Here is a 17,160-nt window from a genome sequence, read left to right on the forward strand (position 1 = left end):
GGTCGGCTTGGGGGTGTAGCGATTTCAATTGAAATTGGCGTCGTTTTCGACGAAGCCTGCGATGACGAGGTAAGCCAATTTCAACCGAAATCGCGGAGGTTCGGCACCGCTGTCGTGGTCATAACCCGGGCCGGCCGGTGCGGGGTGGGAGGGTCCGCACCGGCCGGGGTTCTCAGGGCTTCGTGTTGAGGGTTGGTTCTGGTTCTGGGCGGTAGCGGTACTCCTGCTCGCCGTTCAGGAGGGAGCCTCCCGGGGTTTCCACTTCCCAGGTGGACTGGGGTTGGTCGTCCCGGTGGGTTCGGCGGGCTTTGCGGTCCGCCGTGAGCTCCGCCGGTTCGGGTGCTGCCCGGACCGACGGGGTGTTCGGCGGGGGCGTCGTGGTGGTGCGCAGGGCCGTTGGGATCTGGGCGCCCAGCTCCGCCTGGACGTCGACCTGGGGCGCCGTCCGGCCTTCCAGGACCGGTGCCGTGCTCAGGGGCAGGTCCACCGCGAACTCCGAGGTCGGCTGCTGCTTGCGCTTCTTGTCGCGATCGCGCTTGCGCTGGGCCCGGCGTTCGGTGAACGTCATCGCCGGACCCGAGCGGTGCGGGTTGCTCAGGATCGGCGGCGGGACGTCGGCGCTGCCCGAGTGCTTGCCCGGCGATTCCGCGCTGCTGCCCGGCCGGGTGCGCCGCTGCTCGCCGCCGAGCACCGACGGCGTCGCGTTGGGCGGCGGGAGGAACGCCTCGGGCACCTCCGGCCGGGAGGTGTTCTTCGGCGACCGGCCGCCGTGCTGCGAACTCGGCGTGCCGGGCGCACCTTGAGCGGGCGCCGGTGGCCGGATGGTGCCCGCTTCCGGGTTGGAAGGTGTTGCCGCGCCCGGGATTCCTGGGCGCTGGCCGAGGATCTTGCCCTGCTGCTTCGGCTGCTGCGGCAGCGAACCCGGTGGTGGCGGCGTCGCGCCGTGCGGCATGCCCGCACCCGGCACGCCGGGGTTGCCGATCGTGCCCGGCAGTCCACCGCCCGGTGCCGTCATGCCCGGTGCGGCGCCGGGTGATGGTGGAGTTCCGTGGACGCCGGGTGCGGGGCTGCCGAGCGGCGGGGCGCTTCCGGGAGTTGGTGCGCTGCCGGGCGTCGGGGCGCTGCCGAGCGGTGGGGCGCCACCTGGAGCTGGGGCGGTTCCCGGCACCGCCGGTGGGACGACCGCAGGTGGCGCGCTGCCCTCGCCGCCTGCCAGCGGCGGTGGTGAGCCCGGTGCCGGAGCTTCGCCGGGCGGAGCGGATCCGACCGGCGTTCCGGGCGCTCGGGCGGGTGGTGGGGCCTGACCGGGTGGTGTGGTGCCCACCGGTGCTTCAGGTGTTCGGCCGGGTGCCGGAGGTGTCGTCCCTCGCGGTGCTCCCGGTGGCGTCCCTCCGCTCGGCGCGCCGGGCGGTGTTGGCCGACCGGGTGCTCCAGGCGCGCCCGGAGCACCGACGGGCGGCGGCACCGCTGGCGCGCCAGGGCCGCCGCCAGCGGCTGGCGGTGCCATGCCTTCCGGCGCGCCTGGCCCAGCAGGTGCTCCCGGCGCTGCGGGGGCCGCCGGGGCCGCGGGCGGTGCTCCCCCAGGAGCTCCGGGGCCGCCCGGCGCTCCTGGGAGCTTCGGCGGCGGCATGCCCATCGCCCCCGGGTGCTGGACCGCGTTCAGCGGGCTGAGCTTCAACGCCCGCCCCTGCGCCAGCTCGACGATGTAGGGGGCGTAGTCGGAGGCGATCTCGTTGGCGAGCTCCCGCGCCTTCTGGTCGTACTCGTCGCCGACCTCGGCCACCTTCTCCGCCCGGGCGCCCGGAGGCGGTCCGGCCCCGGGGTTGACCGGCGGGTTGTACTTGTTGGCGGCGGCCTTCTCCCGCTGGTACTCGCGCCACAGCGCGTCCATCTTCTCCTGCGCTTCGCGCATCACCGCGGCGAGCCCGTACAGCGATCCCGCCGTGCGGCTCGCCGCCGACTGCCAGACCTGCAGGTACGCCAGGGTCTCCCCGACCTTGCTCAGGTACGCGTCCTTGGCCGCGGGCGATTCCCACTCCGCCTTGAGGGATTCGGTCTGCTGGCGCAGCTGGGTCTGCGTGGTGGACAGCATCGTCGCGACGTTGGTGAACTCGTCGCCGCGGAACTCCGCGGTTTCCGGCTGCTCACCCATGATCTGCAGCCTGATGCCTTCGATTCCCTCGTTCGACTCGTCGGGGCTGCGGGTGTACCCGCCGCCGCCCTTGGTCTCCCCGGTGTAGAAGAGCTCGTCGGGGCCCATCGGGCCGCGACCGGCTCCGGTGGAGTACTGCTCCAGCGCGTTGAAGTTGTAGCCGTAGTAGTCGTCAGGTGATCCGGGCACCCGAATCACATCCCCTCGGCCAGTCGGCGGCTCTTCTCCAGGTTGCGGCGCGCCTGCTCCGTCATGTCCTCCGGCGTCACCTTCTTCGGCTGCCGCCCGACGTCGTGCTCCTCGGTGCGGTCGCCGACGGCCTCGCCGTCCTTCACCCGCTGCTTGTAGTAGTGGTGCGATTCGGTGCCGTCCCGGTGCTCCCGGATCTCCTTGTGCTCCTCGAACTCGACAGCGCCCTTGCCCCGCCGCTCGGTGCGGATCTTGGTCACCTCGTCGCGGCCACCGGCGATCCGATCTTCCCGCGGCGTGCGGGTGGTGGTGCTGATGACCTGGCCGTTGCCGTCGTAGCCCTTGGTGATCGCCGTGCCGTCCGGCCTGGTGATGTTCGTGTAGGTCTCGGTGCCGTTCTCGTCGTACCCGGTCTCGGTGATGCCTTCGGCGGTCTGCACCACGGTGCGGGTCCGGCCGTCCGCGGTCTCGTAGGTGTAGGCCACGCCGCCGGAGAAGTTGCTCTTGGCGACGAGCTTCTCCTCGCCGGGCTTGCCCATGCCGGGCGGCGGGGCCTGGTCGGCGAGCGTCTCGCTGCCCTTGAGGTACGGCGGGGCGCCGGGCGGTCGTTCCGCGCCCGGTTCGGCGAAGGCCCACTCGATGCCGTTCAGGCGCACCCGGCTGCCGTTGTCGGTGTCCTCGTAGAGGTCGGCGCAGATGTGCGCCACGGAGGAGAGAGCCAGGTGGTTCTGCCGGATGTCGGCCAGGAAGCTCATGATCTCGCGGGCGTTGCGGTCCACCAGCTGGCCGGCGTGGCTGCCCTCCGGGAATCCGCCGGTGCTGATCGACGTGTCGTCGCCGACGCCGTTGATGTTCATGGCGCCGCCCATCGCGTCGTCCTGCAGGTTCTTGGCGATGGTGGCGATGTTCTTGCCGTAACCGCGCAGCGAACCGGGATCGGCCTTGAGCTGGTCGCCCTCGGTGGCCCAGCTCGCCCCGCCGCCGTCCTGCTCTGGAACCGCCATGTCGTCCCCTTCGTCAGAACCCCGTCCCGTCCAACGAACCACCCCGTGTCAACCCCACCGCCTCACTCCGGTGGCAGGTTGGCGAACTGGACGAGCTCCTGGCCGCGGCCGCGGGTGACCAGCCAGCCGCGGCCCGGGGGCAGCGGTTCCGGCTTGAGCTTGCCGAAGACCGGGCCCTCCTCCGGGTTGCCGGAGAGCAGGACGCCCGGCGAGGCCAGGTCGCGGACCCGGGAGATCACCGGGTCGAAGACCGCTCGCGCCACGCCGCCGACCCGGCGGGTCAGCACCAGGTGCAGGCCGATGTCGCGGCCCTGGGTCATGAAGTCCAGCAGCCTGGTGAGCGGGTTGTCGTGCGGGTTCGGCGCGACCAGGTCGTAGTCGTCGATCAGGATGAACAGCTCCGGGCCCTGCCACCAGTCGCGGGCGCGCAGCTGCTCGGGCGTGATGTCCGGGCCGGGCAGCCGCTTCTGCATCGCCTGGATGGTCAGCTGCACCATCTCCTTGGTGCTGTTGGCCGCGCTGGCGTAGCCGACCAGGTACTCGTCGGGCACCAGGCCGAGCAGGCTGCGGCGGAAGTCGACCACCGCGATCTGCGCCTGCTCCGGGGTGTAGCGGTTCATGATGCTGCGCGCCAGCGACCGCAGGAAGGTGCTCTTGCCGGACTCCACGTCGCCGAAGAGCATCAGGTGCGGTTCCACCTCGAAGTTCAGGTGGACCGGCTGCAGGTCGGTCTCGGAGATGCCGACCGCGATGCCGTGCGGCGAGTTCTGCGACAGCGCCGAGTAGGGCAGTTCGGCGGGCAGCAGCCGGACGCCGGAGGCGCGCTGCCCCGGCCACGCCCGGCCGACCGCTTCGACGAAGTGCCGCACGCCGTCGGAGAGGTCTTCGGCGGTCGAGCGGTCGTCGATCCGCGGCACCGCGGCGAGGAACTGCCCGGCGTCGGGCGAGAGGCCGCGGCCCGGCGACTGCTCGGGCACGCCCGCCGCTTCGCGCCTGCCGAGCATCGAGTCCACCGCGTCGCCGAGCTTGAGCTCGATGCGGCTGCCGAACATGTCGCGGGTGTTCATCCGCAGGTCCATCCAGCGGTTGGCGGTGGCGATGACGTGGATGCCGTAGGCCAGGCCGCGGTTGACCAGCTGGATGACGCCGGTCTCCAGGCTCTCGAACTCGCCGCGCAGCGTGGACCAGCCGTCCACGACCAGGAACAGGTCGCCGAAGCGGTCCTCCGGGAACCGCCCTTCGCGCAGCATCCGCCGGTAGGTGGCCATGCTGTCGATGCCGTGCTCGGCGAACCGGGCCTCGCGCTCGGCCAGCAGCGCGAGGGCTTCGGCGATGCTGCGGCGCACCTGGTCGGTCTCGCGGCGGGTCGCGACGCCGCCGATGTGCGCCAGCTCGCGCATGCCGGTCAGCCCGCCGCCGCCGAAGTCCAGGCAGATGAACTGCACCTCGGCGGGCGTGTGGGTGAGCGCGAGGCTGCCCACGATGCTGCGGAGCAGGGTGCTCTTGCCGCTGTGCGGGCCGCCGACGACCACCACGTTGCCGCCCGCCGCCGCGAGGTCCAGCCAGCACAGGTCGCGGCGCTGCTCGAAGGGCCGGTCGATGACGCCGGTCACCGCGCGCAGCTTGCCCTGCAGCTCCACCTTGGACGTGGTCAGGCCGCGCTCCGGGTCGACCTCCAGCGGGCCGAGCAGCTGGTCCAGGGTGGCCGGTTCGTCCAGCGGCGGCAGCCACACCTGGTGCGCCGGTTTGCCCTGCCCCTCCAGGCGGTCCACCAGCACGTCGAGCAGCGTGTCGCCGGCCGGTTCCTCGGCGGGCTCCGAAGGCAGCTCCTCGGTGACGCGGGGGCGCAGGAAGTTGGTCGAGTAGTCCTGCACCGGGTCGATCTGGCGGCCCTCGTCGTCGATGCGCTTGACCACTCCGCGCTGGTGCAGGCCGGAGACGTAGGCGGCCTTGAAGCGCAGCAGTTCTTCGGTGCCGACGCGCAGGAAGCCGTTGCCCGGTGAGCGCGGCAGCTCGTAGGCATCAGGCGCACCGAGCACGACGCGGCTCTCCATCGCGGAGAAGGTGCGCAGGCCGATCCGGTAGGACAGGTGCGTGTCCAGGCCGCGCAGCTTGCCCTCCTCCAGGCGCTGCGAGGCGAGCAGCAGGTGCACGCCCAGCGAGCGGCCGACGCGTCCGATCTGGACGAACATGTCGATGAAGTCCGGGCGGGCGGTGAGCAGCTCGGAGAACTCGTCGACGATGACCAGCAGCGAGGGCAGCGGATCCAGCGGCGCACCGGCGGTGCGGGCGCGCTCGTAGTCGCGCTGCGACGGGTAGTTGCCCGCCTTGCGTAGCAGTTCCTGCCTGCGGATCAGCTCGCCCTGGATCGCGTCGAGCATCCGGTCCACCAGGTGCAGCTCGTCGGCGAGGTTGGTGATCACCGCGCTGGTGTGCGGCAGCCGGTCGAGCTTGGTGAAGGTCGCGCCGCCCTTGAAGTCGACGAGCACGAAGTTGAGGGCTTCCGAGTCGTGGGTGACCGCGAGGGAGAGCACCAGGGTGCGCAGCAGCTCGGACTTGCCGGAGCCGGTGGCGCCGACCAGCAGGCCGTGCGGGCCCATGCCGTCCTGCGCGGCCTCCTTGATGTCCAGCTCCATCGGGCGGCCGTCGGCGGTGATGCCGATCGGCACCCGGAGCCGGTCGCGGTTGGAGCGCGCCGTCCAGTTCTCCGCCGGGTCGAACTCGTAGGGATCGCCCAGCCCCAGCAGGTCGGTGAGCTCCAGCGAACCGGACAGCGGTTGGTCGCCGGTGGACAGCGCGGAGAGCCGCATCGGCGCCAACGAGCGCACCAGGCCGCGCATGCCTTCCAGGTCGAAGGCGTCGGCACGGCCGACGGAGCCGGTGCCGTCCATGGTGCGGCTGGTGAGCCTGCCGTCGGCGGCGATGTCGAGGACCAGCGTGGTGGCATCCAGCACGCGGGGCGGATCGGCGGCCAGGTTGATCAGCGTGACGCCCTCGACGCCGCCCTCGATCATCAGGTGCTCGGAACCGGTGGTGTCGCCGCCGTCGAGGAAGACGACCAGGTGCGCGGCGCCTTCGATCGGCACCGAGCCCGGGTTGAACCGCGGCCGGTTGGCCAGCACGTCGTCGAGCATCGCCTCCAGCGCGGTGACGCTCGGCGCCACCAGGCGGATCTGGCCGACGGCGTCGGTCTTGGTCGGGTGCAGCGCGTGCGGCAGCCACTTCGCCCACTCCCAGACGTCGCGCTCGTCGGGGCGGATGCAGAAGGCGGTGAGCACGTTGCTCGGCGCGTGGAAGGTGCCCAGCTGCGCGACGACGGCGCGGGCGAAGGCGCGCTTGGCCTCGCGGTCGCCGGTGACGTAGATCTGGGAGAAACCGCGCAGCGCCACCGCGACCGGCAGGTCGGGCACCGTCGAGTAGGTGGTGACGAACTTGCGCAGCGCCATCGCGCACAGCGGTTCGAGCTCGTCGACCGGGCGGGTGTCCGGCGGCACCAGGCGGGTCGCCAGCTCCTGCGGGCCCAGCCCCATCCGGACCACCGTGTAGTCCCAGTCGGCCGGGCGGCGCTCCCACAGCCGGGCGCTGTGCGCGGTGGACCACAGCTGCTCGGGATCGGGGTGCCGGTAGAACATCGCCTTGCGCTGGCGCTCGACGGTGTCGCGCACCTGGGCGCGCAGCTGGCTCAGCCGCCGCATGTACCGGCGGCGCTCGGCGAGCATCTCCTGCTTGCTGGCGCCCTGGCTCATCTGGTTGACGACCTGGAAGCCGATCATGCCGAGCATCGCCGCGCCGTAGAGCCCGCCCGCGACGTACATCAGCGGGCCCGAACGACCGGCGCCGATCAGCAGCGCCATGCCCGCCATGCCGGCCATCATCGGCAGCACCATCAGCACCCGCGTCCAGTTCCGGCCGGGTGGTGGCGGGTTCTCCGGCGGCGCGTCGAGCACCAGCTCGCCGGAGGGCAGGTCCGGCGCGGGCCGCCGCAGCGGACGCCGGACGATGATCGTTCCCAAGACCGAGACCTCCAGATCGCTTGCGGCGCGGTCGTGTTCTCGTCATCCCGAAGTGCTGCGCGGTGCCCCCGGGCACAGATTAGCCGCAAATCCGGGACTTCCAAGACGCGGCGAGGTTACGTTACTGGCGCCACCGAGCGGATCGTTGATAGACAATCCTGGCGAATTCCGATCTTCCCGCCCCCGCCGACAGGAGCGCGCATGTCGTCCGCATTGGGCACCACGCTGGCGAAAGTCACGATTTCCACGCCGAAGCGCGGGATCGACGTCGCACTGCCCGAGGACGTCGCGGTCGCCGAGCTGCTGCCCTACGTCCTGCGGCACGCCGGCGACGACGCGGCCGACGCCGGGGAACGGCACGGCGGCTGGGCGCTGCGGCGCACCACCGGCGACCGGCTCGACCCGAAGCAAACCCTTGGTGCGCAGGGAGTTCTCGACGGCGAAGTACTCCATCTGGTGCCGGGCCAGTCCGAATGGCCGGAGATCGAGTACGACGATCTGGTGGAGACGATCGCCAGCGGCGCTAGGCAGAACGGACGAAGCTGGGGTCGGACGGCCACGCGCCGGTGCGGCCTGGCGGTCGCCGGTTCGCTGCTGCTCGGCGGAACTCTGATCACGCTGCTGTTCCGGGGACCTTGGCTGCTGCCCGGCCTGGTGCTGCTGACCACCGCGGTGGCGCTGACCGCGCTCGGCATCGTCGTGGCGCGCGCGGTTCCGGATGCGCGCGCGGGCGCGCTGTTCGCCGGGTGCGCGCTGCCGTACGCGTTCCTGGGCGGTCTGCTGAGCACCGCGCCCGCGCACGTCGCGCTGCTGGAGTTCGGCAGCGCGCAACTGCTGGTCGGCACGATTTCCCTGCTGGTGTTCGGGATTGCCGGATACGTCGGAGTCGCGGCCGAAGCGCGGGTGTTCGTGGCCGCGATCGCGGTAGGCCTGTTCGGCACGCTCGGCGCGGCGTTCGGCGGCTGGCTCGGCGCGGACGCGGCGGCGGCGCTGGTCCTGACGACGGGAATCGCGCTGCTACCGGCATATCCGCTGCTGGCGATCCGCCTCGGCCGGCTCCCCGTCCCGGAACTCCCCCAGCGCGCGGCCGACATGCTCGCCGACAAGCCCGCGGCCCCGACCTCGACGGTGTTCGCGGCCGCCCGCCGCACCGACGAGATCCTCACCGGACTCCTGCTCGGCCTCGCCGCCACCGCCGCGCTCTGCGTTCCGCCGCTGCTCGCGCACGGCGGCGCAGCTCGGGTGACGATGCTCGCGCTGGGCGCGGCCGCGCTGCTGCTGCGCTCGCGCCTGTTCCCGATCCCGCGCCAGCGGGTTCCGCTGCTCATCGCCGGTCTGCTGGTCGCGGCGGGCTTCGCAGCCGGAATCACCACCGGCTTCGAAGGCACGCTCGGCCCAGCGCTGTCGCTGCTGGTGCTGGTGCTCGTGGCGCTGCTGGTCGCAGCCGCAGGCATGGTCTACGCGCACAAGACGCCGTCGCCGCTCCTCGGCCGCATCGCGGACTGGACCGACGTGCTCGCCGTCCTGGCCCTGATCCCCTACGCCGCCTACACGACCGGCTTCTTCACCTACGTCCAAGGCCTCATGGCCTCCATCGGCTGAGGTGGAAGGGGCGTGGCTGGCGTCCCGCAGACGTCAGCCACTGCGGGAACTCGGTGCCCTAGTCGTGCCTTGATCACATTCCACCCAAATCGGTTGCTCACCGATGGACCGTCCCCTAGGACTGTGCGGGGCCTTGAGTTCTAGGGGGAATGGGATGGATCGGTTCGCCGTCCGTTATGCCGCGATCGGCGAAGCCTGGGAAAGCGTCCGCGACGCCACCGGCCAGATCCGCACGAAATTGGCTGATCTCGACGTGTCGCTAGGACCGCTGCGCGCGACCTGGACCGGCCAAGCCGCGGAAAGCTTCGAGACCGCCCGCGCGACGTGGGTTCGCGAAGCCGAGGAGATGACCGAGTTCCTCGCCGACATGGCGGATCTGCTGTCGCTGATCGACGAGAACTACCAAAGCGCGCACCAGGCGAACCTGGCCATCTGGGAAGCATTCTCGGGCCCCGCGGACGCGACCGCGACCGTTGCGATGTCGGCTGGCCCGACCGCCGGGCCGGGTGGCGAAGTCGACGTCTCGATCGAGGAACTGCGCCGCGCTGCGAGGTCGTTCTACGGGCTCCAACAGCAGTTGGCCGACAACATGGCCTGGATCAGCCGGAATCTGCACGCGAACGCCACCGGTATGGCCGGAGCCGACCCGGTGCTGGAGCCGTGGCGCGTTCTCTACGACGACACCGTGCGGGCGGTGTGGGCAGTGCTCGACACGGCCGCTGACATGCTGGGCGGCATCGCGCAGGGCATGACCGACACCGGCAACAACTACATCGCGTCCGAGGAAGCCTCCGTAGCCGGACGCAGCCGTGGCCTGCCGGAACGATTACCGCAGCTTCCGGTCGACACCGTCCGCCCCGGCGTGGAACCACCGCCCAGCGGCTCGGGCGGCCCTGCACAAGCCTTGGACGACTGGGGCTACGAGTACTGGCCGGACGGCGATCCGGCAGGACTCAGGTACGCCGGTAGCGAGTGGGAAGAACTCGTCGAAAAGCTCGCAAAGATCTCCAGCTCAGGCGATTCCCTGATCGATGCGCTGACCGAGAGCAATCGCGGTGAGGTCTTCGATGGTATCCGCCGCTACTGGTCCTCCAAATCGCAGATCTGCGGAACCTCGGAGATCTTGCCGGTGCTCACCGCCACCTGCAGCGCGCTGAGCGCGTCTTGCAAGATCCTGGCCGCTGCGGTCAAAGCCGCTCAGACCAAGATGGCGGACCTCGACCAGTTCCTGAAGGACACCGATCTCTTCTCAGTCCTGGGAATCCTCCGGAAAACCCCGCTCGTTCAAGCAGCAGAGATCGGCATCGAGATCGGGCAATTGATGGCGGTCAGGAACCGCGTCCCAGAGATCAAGAAGGTGTACGAGTACGAGCGAACCGAGGCGATCCGGGTTCTCTCCACCGGCGGCAGACTCAGCCTGCTCCAATCGTGGGCGGCAACCGCCCCAGCAACAACCGTGGAGTCGGAGCGACGGGCTTACGATCAAGCTGATCAAGGGCTCGAAGCACACATCACCCAAGCGACCTACAGCGCTTGGGCCGACGTGCCCGAGCCGCACCCGACCGCATCGCAGATGCACATCCCAGATTGGCGAAAGACTCACATCCTCGTCGGTGATCCACCTCCGAGCAACGGCGGCGGTCACCTAGCCGGGATTGGCAAACCAGGCAAGAGCGAGTTCCCGCCTGACTGGAAAGCACCGAGAGTCATCGGGCATGCTCTAGACATCGCACGAAACCCGGACCAGCCGCCACAGCCGGACGAGGATCGCTGGGTCGTCTTCGGAACACGTGACGGTGTTCGCATGCAGGTCGTACTCAAATCGAACGGGGAAGTTGTCACGGCCTTCCCCGTGGGCGGCCCCGGTGTACACGAAAATCCCCGAAAGAAGTAACGGACGTCAGACGATGGATGAGCTGGAATACATGGACCGGGTTGAGGCCCTGATCGACGCGATCAGCGAACGGTCCCACGACAAGCTGAGCCCGTGGCTTAGTTCGTACACCCGCGCAGGTGAGCACACGTTGGCGCTGGACAGCCTGGCCTATGCCCTCTTGCACAGGAAGGTTCCGATCACACGGGCGGAAAGCACTGAACTCCGGTCGATTTTGTACGAGCACGATGTTCTGGTGCCTGGCATGGATTCGATCAACGACCGGGACAACGTGATGGCGTCGTTGAACATCATCGAGGATGCACCGGAGCGGGATGTGCCGGAGCCACCGGCTGCGTCCGGAGTGTCGGTCGTCGTGCACGAGAATCCCGATTTCGCCCGCACGATGCGGACCCAGGTCGGGCTGCACGTCGACCTGCCTCCTCGGCTGTACGAACCGTTCGTGGATCACTTCACCGCCAATGTCGGCGTCGGCGTGGAGATCAACCTCGCCCGCACCAACCCTGACGAATACGTCCGCCAGGGGAAGCTCCACGAGCCGACCACACTGGAATCGAACTTCGTCCCCCTGATGATCCAGACGATCAGCGACGGCTCCATCTGGGGCGGCGGCATCCTGCTGCGCGGCTTCGAGCAGTGGTGGACCAAGAAGAGGACCCAGGCCAAGGACCTGGTCCGCCAGATCCCCATCATCCTGGCAACGGAACAGCTCGGCGACGACAACTTCCACATCGCACTGGCCGACATGTCCTCGGCGACGGCAGACCAGGTGATCACCATGCTCACCGAGGCCGAGCACGAGCCAGTCCTCGGCCCTGTTCCACCGGTCCCCGTATTCAGGTACCCCCCGATGTAACCCCGCCCGCGCGGATCGCCTCAATCGGCCAACCTCAGCCCCATTGTCGATCTCCGCGGGCGGTGGCCGGGCGCGGGGAGGGGTTCGCGCCCGGCCGCCGGGGGTGGGCCGGTGCAGTGCGGCGGTCGGGGGAGGCGCTACCGCACCGGCCCGGTTCGGGGGGATTTTTGCCCGGTGAAGGGCACCTTTAGGCAAGTAAGTTGCTAAAAGGTGCCCTTCACCGGGCACCTGTCGGTGTGAACCGGGGTTGTGGAGGGGTGGGGTGAAGGGCACCTTTCGCCAACTAACTTGGTGAAGGGTGCCCTTCACCTCTCGCTTGGTGGTGTGAATCGGGGGTGGGGGTTACCGGCGGAGGTGGTGGCGGCCGGTGGGTTGGTCGTCGGGGTCGAGGTCGGGGAATTGGAGCTCGGGCCTGGGTTCGGGTTGTGCTGGTGGTTCGGGCGTTATGGGTGGTTGTTCGCGGCGGCGTGCGTGAGTACCGGGCTCGGTGGTGGTGTGGTGGCGTTCGGCTTCGATGTCGGCGATGAGGTGCCACACGGTGTGCTCGCCGTCTCCTGTTCCGGCGTGTTGGCCGGTGGCGAGTCTCAGGCCTCCGAAGGGGATCTGGGTGGCGATCATTGCGGCCAGGAGGACGTTGAACAGCAGGAACGTGCTGAGCTGGATCCAGAACATGGCGGGTGTCCTTCCGTGGGTGGTTGTGGCGCGATTTCGCGCGAAATCAGCAATCGGCAGGCGTGCGGGGTGACGATTTCGCGCGAAATCGCCACCAGGGCCCGCGACGTCACGGGCCGTTGTCGGCGAGGTGGTGCCAGCACTTCATGCAGGACTTCTCGCGGACCCAGCCCACTTCGGAGCGGTCGTGGAGCTCGGCGGCAGGGGCCTTCGCTCCGCAGTAGGCCTCGACCTGCTCGTCTGGTGGGGTTTTCGTTGCTGTGATGGGGAAAGCGTGGCGGCCTCCCGTGACCGGGCGCCACACGTACTTCAAGTAGCCCGACATCAGAACCTCCTGAGCGCGGATTTGATAGCGGGAATGGGTCGTGCTCGGCGAAGAGGCCGTCCTGCGGCGAGTCGGCGATCGAGACGTTCATCGAGGTCAGTTGGACAGACTGCGCTCCCTTGCTGAACTGGACAACGGAACGGTCCTGGCGATCCCGATGAATGGCGGCTCCCACGCGGGCCTCGGGATCGCCTTCACCCTCCTCCATGTGGAGCACGCCAACTCGGACATCGCCTACATCGAGAGCTTGACCAGTGCCGACTACTTGTCTCGACCGCAGCACACCCGCGCATATAGCCTGGTTTCGACCGATTGCGGGTGGCCGCGCTCAGCGACAAAGACACGTTGTCGCTGATCAACCAGGAGATCGCAGCGCTCAGCTAGGAGTGATCATGTCTCTTGACTCGGACAAGACGACCTGGCGCAAGTCGAGCAGGTCCGGATCGACCTCGAACTGCGTCGAGGTGGCGTGGCAGAAGTCCAGCCGAAGCGCCGGGCAAGGAAACTGCGTTGAGGTGGCGTTAGAGCCTGCCGTGGTCGGGGTTCGGGACTCGAAAGACCGGGATGGAGCCGTGCTCGCCTTCCCACGCAGGCAGTGGGCTGCGTTCGTCTCGGGGTTGCGGGATCGGGGTTGGTGAACAGAAGTTCGCGGAGTGGGTGGCGAACGCTTGGCGGCCGCCTAGACTGCGGGGGCTGTTCCTGAGGTGTGTGCTTTCGAACTCCGGGAAAACGGGGCTGAAACGTGGCGAATCGTCGTGACCAGCTGCACGCGTACCAGTTCATGATGCAGCGGGTCGTCTCCGCGCTGATGGTGCGCGAGACCGATCCCGAGCTGACGCCGCTGCGCCGCGGAGTCGGTGCCGCGTTCGCCGGTGTGATGGTCATGGTGCTGGTGGCGGCGGGTTTCGGGGTCTACGGCGTGTTCACCGGCATCGGCGGCAACGCGTGGCAGGCCGAGGGCGCGGTGGTCGTCGAGCGCGAGACCGGCGCGAGCTACGTGTACCGGCAGGGCGCGCTGCAGCCCACGCTCAACTTCGCCTCCGCCAAGCTCGTCGCGGGCAAGGCCGACGCCAAGGTGCACCGGGTTTCCGGGAAGACGCTGGCAGGCGTGCCGCGCCGGGCCGCGATCGGCATCCCCGGCGCGCCGGATTCGCTGCCCGAGGCGAAGTTCGCGAACAAGGACGGCTGGACGATGTGCTCGGTGCCGGGCAACAACCCGGCGGGCGGGCACATCACCACCAGCACGCTGTTCGCGGGCGGATCGCTGGCGGGCGGGACCCCGCTGGAGGAGCGGGCGGTGCTGGCCCGCGACACCAAGGACCACATGAACTACCTGATCTGGCGCAACCACCGCTACCGCATCGTCGGGTCGCCGGACGACAGCGTCAAGCCGGAGCAGGTCATCCGGGCGATCTTCGGCCCGCAGGCGGTGGTGCTCGAGGCGGGCACCGCGTGGCTCAACGGGCTGCCCGCCGGGCAGGACATCGCCCCGATCGCGGTGGACGACTTCGGCGCACCGTCCACTGTGCTCCCCGGGCACGAGGTGGGCGACCTGGTGCACCACCCGATCGGCCCGCGGGAGCAGTACTACCTGGTGCGCCCGGAGGGGATCGCGCCGCTGACCGAGCTCCAGGTCCGCATCGTGCGCGGTCAGTACCCGGTGGAGCCGGTGGCGATCGCGCCGTCGGTGGCGAACTCCGCCCCGGTCAGCGACGCGCTGGCCGCCCCCAGCGGCGAGTCCGCGAAGCCCGCTGACGTGCCGGAACTCGCCCCCGCACCGGTCTCGCGGCGGGACACGCTGTGCGCGCGGACCTCGGACGCGGCGGCCGCACCGGAGATCACGGTGGGCGGGAACGCCGACGTGCTCGACGCGGGCATCCGCACCAGCGCGGAGACCTCCGACGGCACCAAGCTGGCCGATCAGGTGCTGGTGCCGCCGGGCACTGTGGTGATCGTCCGCGCCAAGTCCTCGGCGACGGACCCGGCGGGCGCCTACCAGGTGGTCACCGACCTGGGCCTGCGCTTCCCGGTACCGTCCGAGGAGGTGCTGGCGCTGCTCGGCTACACCCCGGCGGACGCGGTGTCGATGCCCGCCGAGCTGGTGAAGCGGATCCCGGCCGGGCCCACGCTGGACCCGGCCGCCGCGCTGCAGGACGCGTCGGCGCTCCCGTAGTTCTCCCGCAGGCAACGCCGCCATCAGCGGCTTGACCTGCGAAATCACCTGCGCGGTGCGGATTTCCGGCTACCCGGGATCTGGCAGCGCCGCGCCATAGCCTGGTGGCGTCCCCACAGCCCCACCTGGAGGTGACCCGAGTTGCCCGACCTCAAGCTGACACCGGAGCAGACGAACCAGCTGCAGATCGCGATCGGCAACACCTACGAGAACGCGAGCAGCCTGATCAGGCAGATCGCCGGCGACTACACGTCCATCGCGGGTGCCGCCTGGATGGGCGGCGCGTCCATGGCCGCCGTCAACAAGCAGGAGGAGCTCGAGAACATCTGGCGCAACCTCGCCGAGATCCTCGCCGACCTGGCGCAGGGCATCTCGGGAACGACCCAGATGGTCGGTCAGCAGGACGACGACTACCAGCAGCTCCTCAACGCCGTGGACGGCAGCGGCGACACCGGCATGGGCAACTTCAGCAGACTCTGACTCTTAAAGGAATTCCAGTGGTCGTTCTGCGTGGCGGTGCGGGTAGCGGAACCTCAGCGCCCGCCTGGACTCCGGGTGCCCTGCCTTATGTATGACCAGATCATCCATCGCGGTCCCCGTTTACCGAACAGGCTAACGAATTCCCACGAACTTCGACGAAACACGTTGCGGGAGAGGTGCAGACGATGACCATCAAGTACGGATTCGGCGCGATCAGCGACACCGGCGGCAACACCGTCACCGCCGCCGGGCAGATGAAGACCATCTTCGAGGACCTGATGACCAAGGCGCGCGGCATCCTCGCCGAGGACTGGAACGGTGCCGCCGCGGACGCGTTCGACAAGGCGCAGGCGCGGTGGGACGTGCAGGCCAACGCGCTCGGCGAGGCGCAGCTGCGGACCGGTCAGCTGACCACGCAGGCCAGCGAGGACATGCTCGCCACCGACATCAGGGCTTCCAACCTGTTCAGCTGAGCCGACCGGACTGGGGGACGGACCTTGTTGTCAGGCACCGGTTCTCGGCCGGTCGTCGAAGAGCTCGGCCGGGGGCTCCGGGTGGTCGTCCTCGGGACGCTCGACCGGGGCTTCGGCGATCCCGGCGCGCCAGCGGCGGCGCCGTCCGCGCGGTCCGAACACGACCACCGCGGTCATGGCCACCGCGGCCGCGGCACCGGCACCGGCCAGGCCGTAGGCGATGCGGGTGCTCCGCTGCCAAGCGGCTTCGCGGGCCAGCTCCTCGTCGGAGGGCAGTCCCGGATCGGCCGGGGGCAGCGCCGACGGGTGGCCGTCGGCCAGGTTGCCCACCGCGGCCTGGTACGGGTTGAGGATGCCGTGGCCGTAGTCGCGGCTGCCGACGCCTTCCGGCGCCGGGGACGCGGTGGCCAGCAGACGGCGCTTGACGTCCTCATTGGACAGTTGTGGCATGTAGTCGCGCAGCAGCGCGACGGTGCCGGCCACGTACCCGGCGGCCAGTTCGGTGCCGGTGACCGGGCCGACGCCGCCGTCCGGGTAGGCGGAGGTGACCTCGGCGCCCGGGGCGACCAGGTCGATGCGCGGTGCGTGCGTGGCGCCCGCGGTCATGCCGTCCTGCCCGATCATGCCGACCGAGAGGACGTCGTCGTAGGAGGCCGGGTACGGGGCGGTTCCCGGCGGGTCGTGCTGCCCGGCGGTCCCGGCCGCCGCGATCACCACGGCGTCGGCCGCCAGCGCGCGGTCCACCGCCTGCCGCAGGGCCGGGCTGTCCTGGTAGGACACCGCGGCCACGGTGATGATGGTGGCGCCCTGCTCGAGGGACCAGTTGATGCCCGCGGCGAGCGTCTCCGGCGCGACCGCCTGGCTCGGCTGGCCGCCCGGCGGGTAGGAGTCGCCCACCACCTTCGCCGACAGCAACTGCGTTTTCGGGGCCACGCCGTGGAATCCGTGCTCGCCGGTCTCCGCCGCGCCGATCACGCCCGCGACGGCGGTGCCCAGCCCGAGGCAGTCCGGCTTGCCGGTGGGCTGGCTCCGCGACGGCGGGCTGAGGTCGGCACCGGCCTCGACCTCCACCAGCGGGCTCGACACGCCGCTGCCGACCACGGCGACGCGCTGCTTGGAGCCCGCCGTCAGCGGCCAGAGCCGTTCCGGGGTCAGCACCTGCTGGGCCCACGGCACCGGACTGGTCCGCTGCCCGGCGCCGACGCACTGCTGGGCGTGGGCGGCGGACGGATCGATCAGCAGGATGCCGAGGCTGCCGACGGCAGCGGCCAGCAGCGTGCGAAGGCTGCGCTTGGCGTACACGCCGGGGATGTTAGCCGGTGCACCG

General features: G+C 70.0%; 14 protein-coding genes. 8 read left to right on the top strand and 6 right to left on the bottom strand.

The window, feature by feature from the left end:
• Positions 1 to 172: 172 nt before the first annotated feature.
• The 3 genes from OU416_RS31320 to eccCa all read right to left on the bottom strand — a co-directional run bounded on the left by OU416_RS31320 (position 173) and on the right by eccCa (position 7,358).
• A complete protein-coding gene (locus OU416_RS31320; protein WP_270930658.1) occupies positions 173 to 2,341 on the bottom strand; it encodes a hypothetical protein in 2,169 nt (722 codons plus the stop codon).
• 5 nt (positions 2,342 to 2,346) lie between these two features.
• A complete protein-coding gene (locus OU416_RS31325; RefSeq protein ID WP_270930659.1) occupies positions 2,347 to 3,345 on the bottom strand; it encodes a hypothetical protein in 999 nt (332 codons plus the stop codon).
• A 62-nt stretch (positions 3,346 to 3,407) separates the two neighbouring features.
• A complete protein-coding gene (gene eccCa / locus OU416_RS31330) occupies positions 3,408 to 7,358 on the bottom strand; it encodes a type VII secretion protein EccCa (RefSeq protein WP_270930660.1) in 3,951 nt (1,316 codons plus the stop codon).
• Between the two features lie 201 nt (positions 7,359 to 7,559).
• Here eccCa and eccD point away from each other — a divergent pair, with 201 nt between their 5' ends.
• From eccD to OU416_RS31345, 3 genes are all read left to right on the top strand, one after another.
• Positions 7,560 to 8,960: a type VII secretion integral membrane protein EccD gene (gene eccD, locus OU416_RS31335; RefSeq protein ID WP_270930661.1), complete on the top strand. Its 1,401-nt coding sequence runs from the start codon at positions 7,560 to 7,562 to the stop codon at positions 8,958 to 8,960.
• A gap of 154 nt (positions 8,961 to 9,114) precedes the next feature.
• Positions 9,115 to 10,854, top strand: a complete 1,740-nt coding sequence (locus OU416_RS31340) for a WXG100 family type VII secretion target (RefSeq protein ID WP_270930662.1) — start codon at positions 9,115 to 9,117, stop codon at positions 10,852 to 10,854.
• 13 nt (positions 10,855 to 10,867) lie between these two features.
• Positions 10,868 to 11,710 (top strand): hypothetical protein, encoded by an 843-nt coding sequence (locus OU416_RS31345; protein ID WP_270930663.1) that lies wholly within the window; start codon positions 10,868 to 10,870, stop codon positions 11,708 to 11,710.
• Between the two features lie 342 nt (positions 11,711 to 12,052).
• Here the strand turns inward: OU416_RS31345 and OU416_RS31350 are convergent, their stop codons facing one another.
• Together OU416_RS31350 and OU416_RS31355 are read right to left on the bottom strand one after the other, a co-directional pair.
• The gene (locus OU416_RS31350; RefSeq protein ID WP_270930664.1) at positions 12,053 to 12,382 is read right to left on the bottom strand and encodes a hypothetical protein; all 330 of its coding nucleotides are present in this window, start codon (positions 12,380 to 12,382) and stop codon (positions 12,053 to 12,055) included.
• A gap of 109 nt (positions 12,383 to 12,491) precedes the next feature.
• A complete protein-coding gene (locus OU416_RS31355) occupies positions 12,492 to 12,707 on the bottom strand; it encodes a zinc finger protein (RefSeq protein ID WP_270930665.1) in 216 nt (71 codons plus the stop codon).
• A 40-nt stretch (positions 12,708 to 12,747) separates the two neighbouring features.
• On the opposite strand from OU416_RS31355, the gene OU416_RS40340 reads away from it, so the two are divergent.
• The 5 genes from OU416_RS40340 (at position 12,748) to OU416_RS31375 (ending at position 15,833) form a co-directional block, all read left to right on the top strand.
• Positions 12,748 to 13,062 carry a Scr1 family TA system antitoxin-like transcriptional regulator gene (locus tag OU416_RS40340; protein ID WP_372907189.1) on the top strand — a complete coding sequence of 105 codons (315 nt, stop codon included), beginning with the start codon at positions 12,748 to 12,750 and terminating at the stop codon, positions 13,060 to 13,062.
• Positions 13,063 to 13,099: 37 nt separating this feature from the next.
• Positions 13,100 to 13,345 (top strand): DUF397 domain-containing protein, encoded by a 246-nt coding sequence (locus OU416_RS31360; RefSeq protein ID WP_270930666.1) that lies wholly within the window; start codon positions 13,100 to 13,102, stop codon positions 13,343 to 13,345.
• Positions 13,346 to 13,449: 104 nt separating this feature from the next.
• Positions 13,450 to 14,880 carry a type VII secretion protein EccB gene (gene eccB / locus OU416_RS31365; protein ID WP_270930667.1) on the top strand — a complete coding sequence of 477 codons (1,431 nt, stop codon included), beginning with the start codon at positions 13,450 to 13,452 and terminating at the stop codon, positions 14,878 to 14,880.
• Positions 14,881 to 15,021: 141 nt separating this feature from the next.
• Positions 15,022 to 15,360, top strand: a complete 339-nt coding sequence (locus OU416_RS31370) for a WXG100 family type VII secretion target (protein WP_270930668.1) — start codon at positions 15,022 to 15,024, stop codon at positions 15,358 to 15,360.
• 185 nt (positions 15,361 to 15,545) lie between these two features.
• Complete coding sequence (locus OU416_RS31375; RefSeq protein ID WP_270930669.1) at positions 15,546 to 15,833, top strand: WXG100 family type VII secretion target; 288 nt, start codon at positions 15,546 to 15,548, stop codon at positions 15,831 to 15,833.
• A 30-nt stretch (positions 15,834 to 15,863) separates the two neighbouring features.
• On the opposite strand, the gene OU416_RS31380 is transcribed toward OU416_RS31375, so the two are convergent.
• Entirely contained in the window at positions 15,864 to 17,135 is a 1,272-nt protein-coding gene (locus OU416_RS31380) for a S8 family peptidase (RefSeq protein ID WP_270930670.1), read from the bottom strand.
• Positions 17,136 to 17,160 lie beyond the last annotated feature (25 nt).

It is taken from the genome of Saccharopolyspora indica (genome assembly GCF_027853965.1).
GTDB classification, from domain to species: domain Bacteria; phylum Actinomycetota; class Actinomycetes; order Mycobacteriales; family Pseudonocardiaceae; genus Saccharopolyspora; species Saccharopolyspora indica.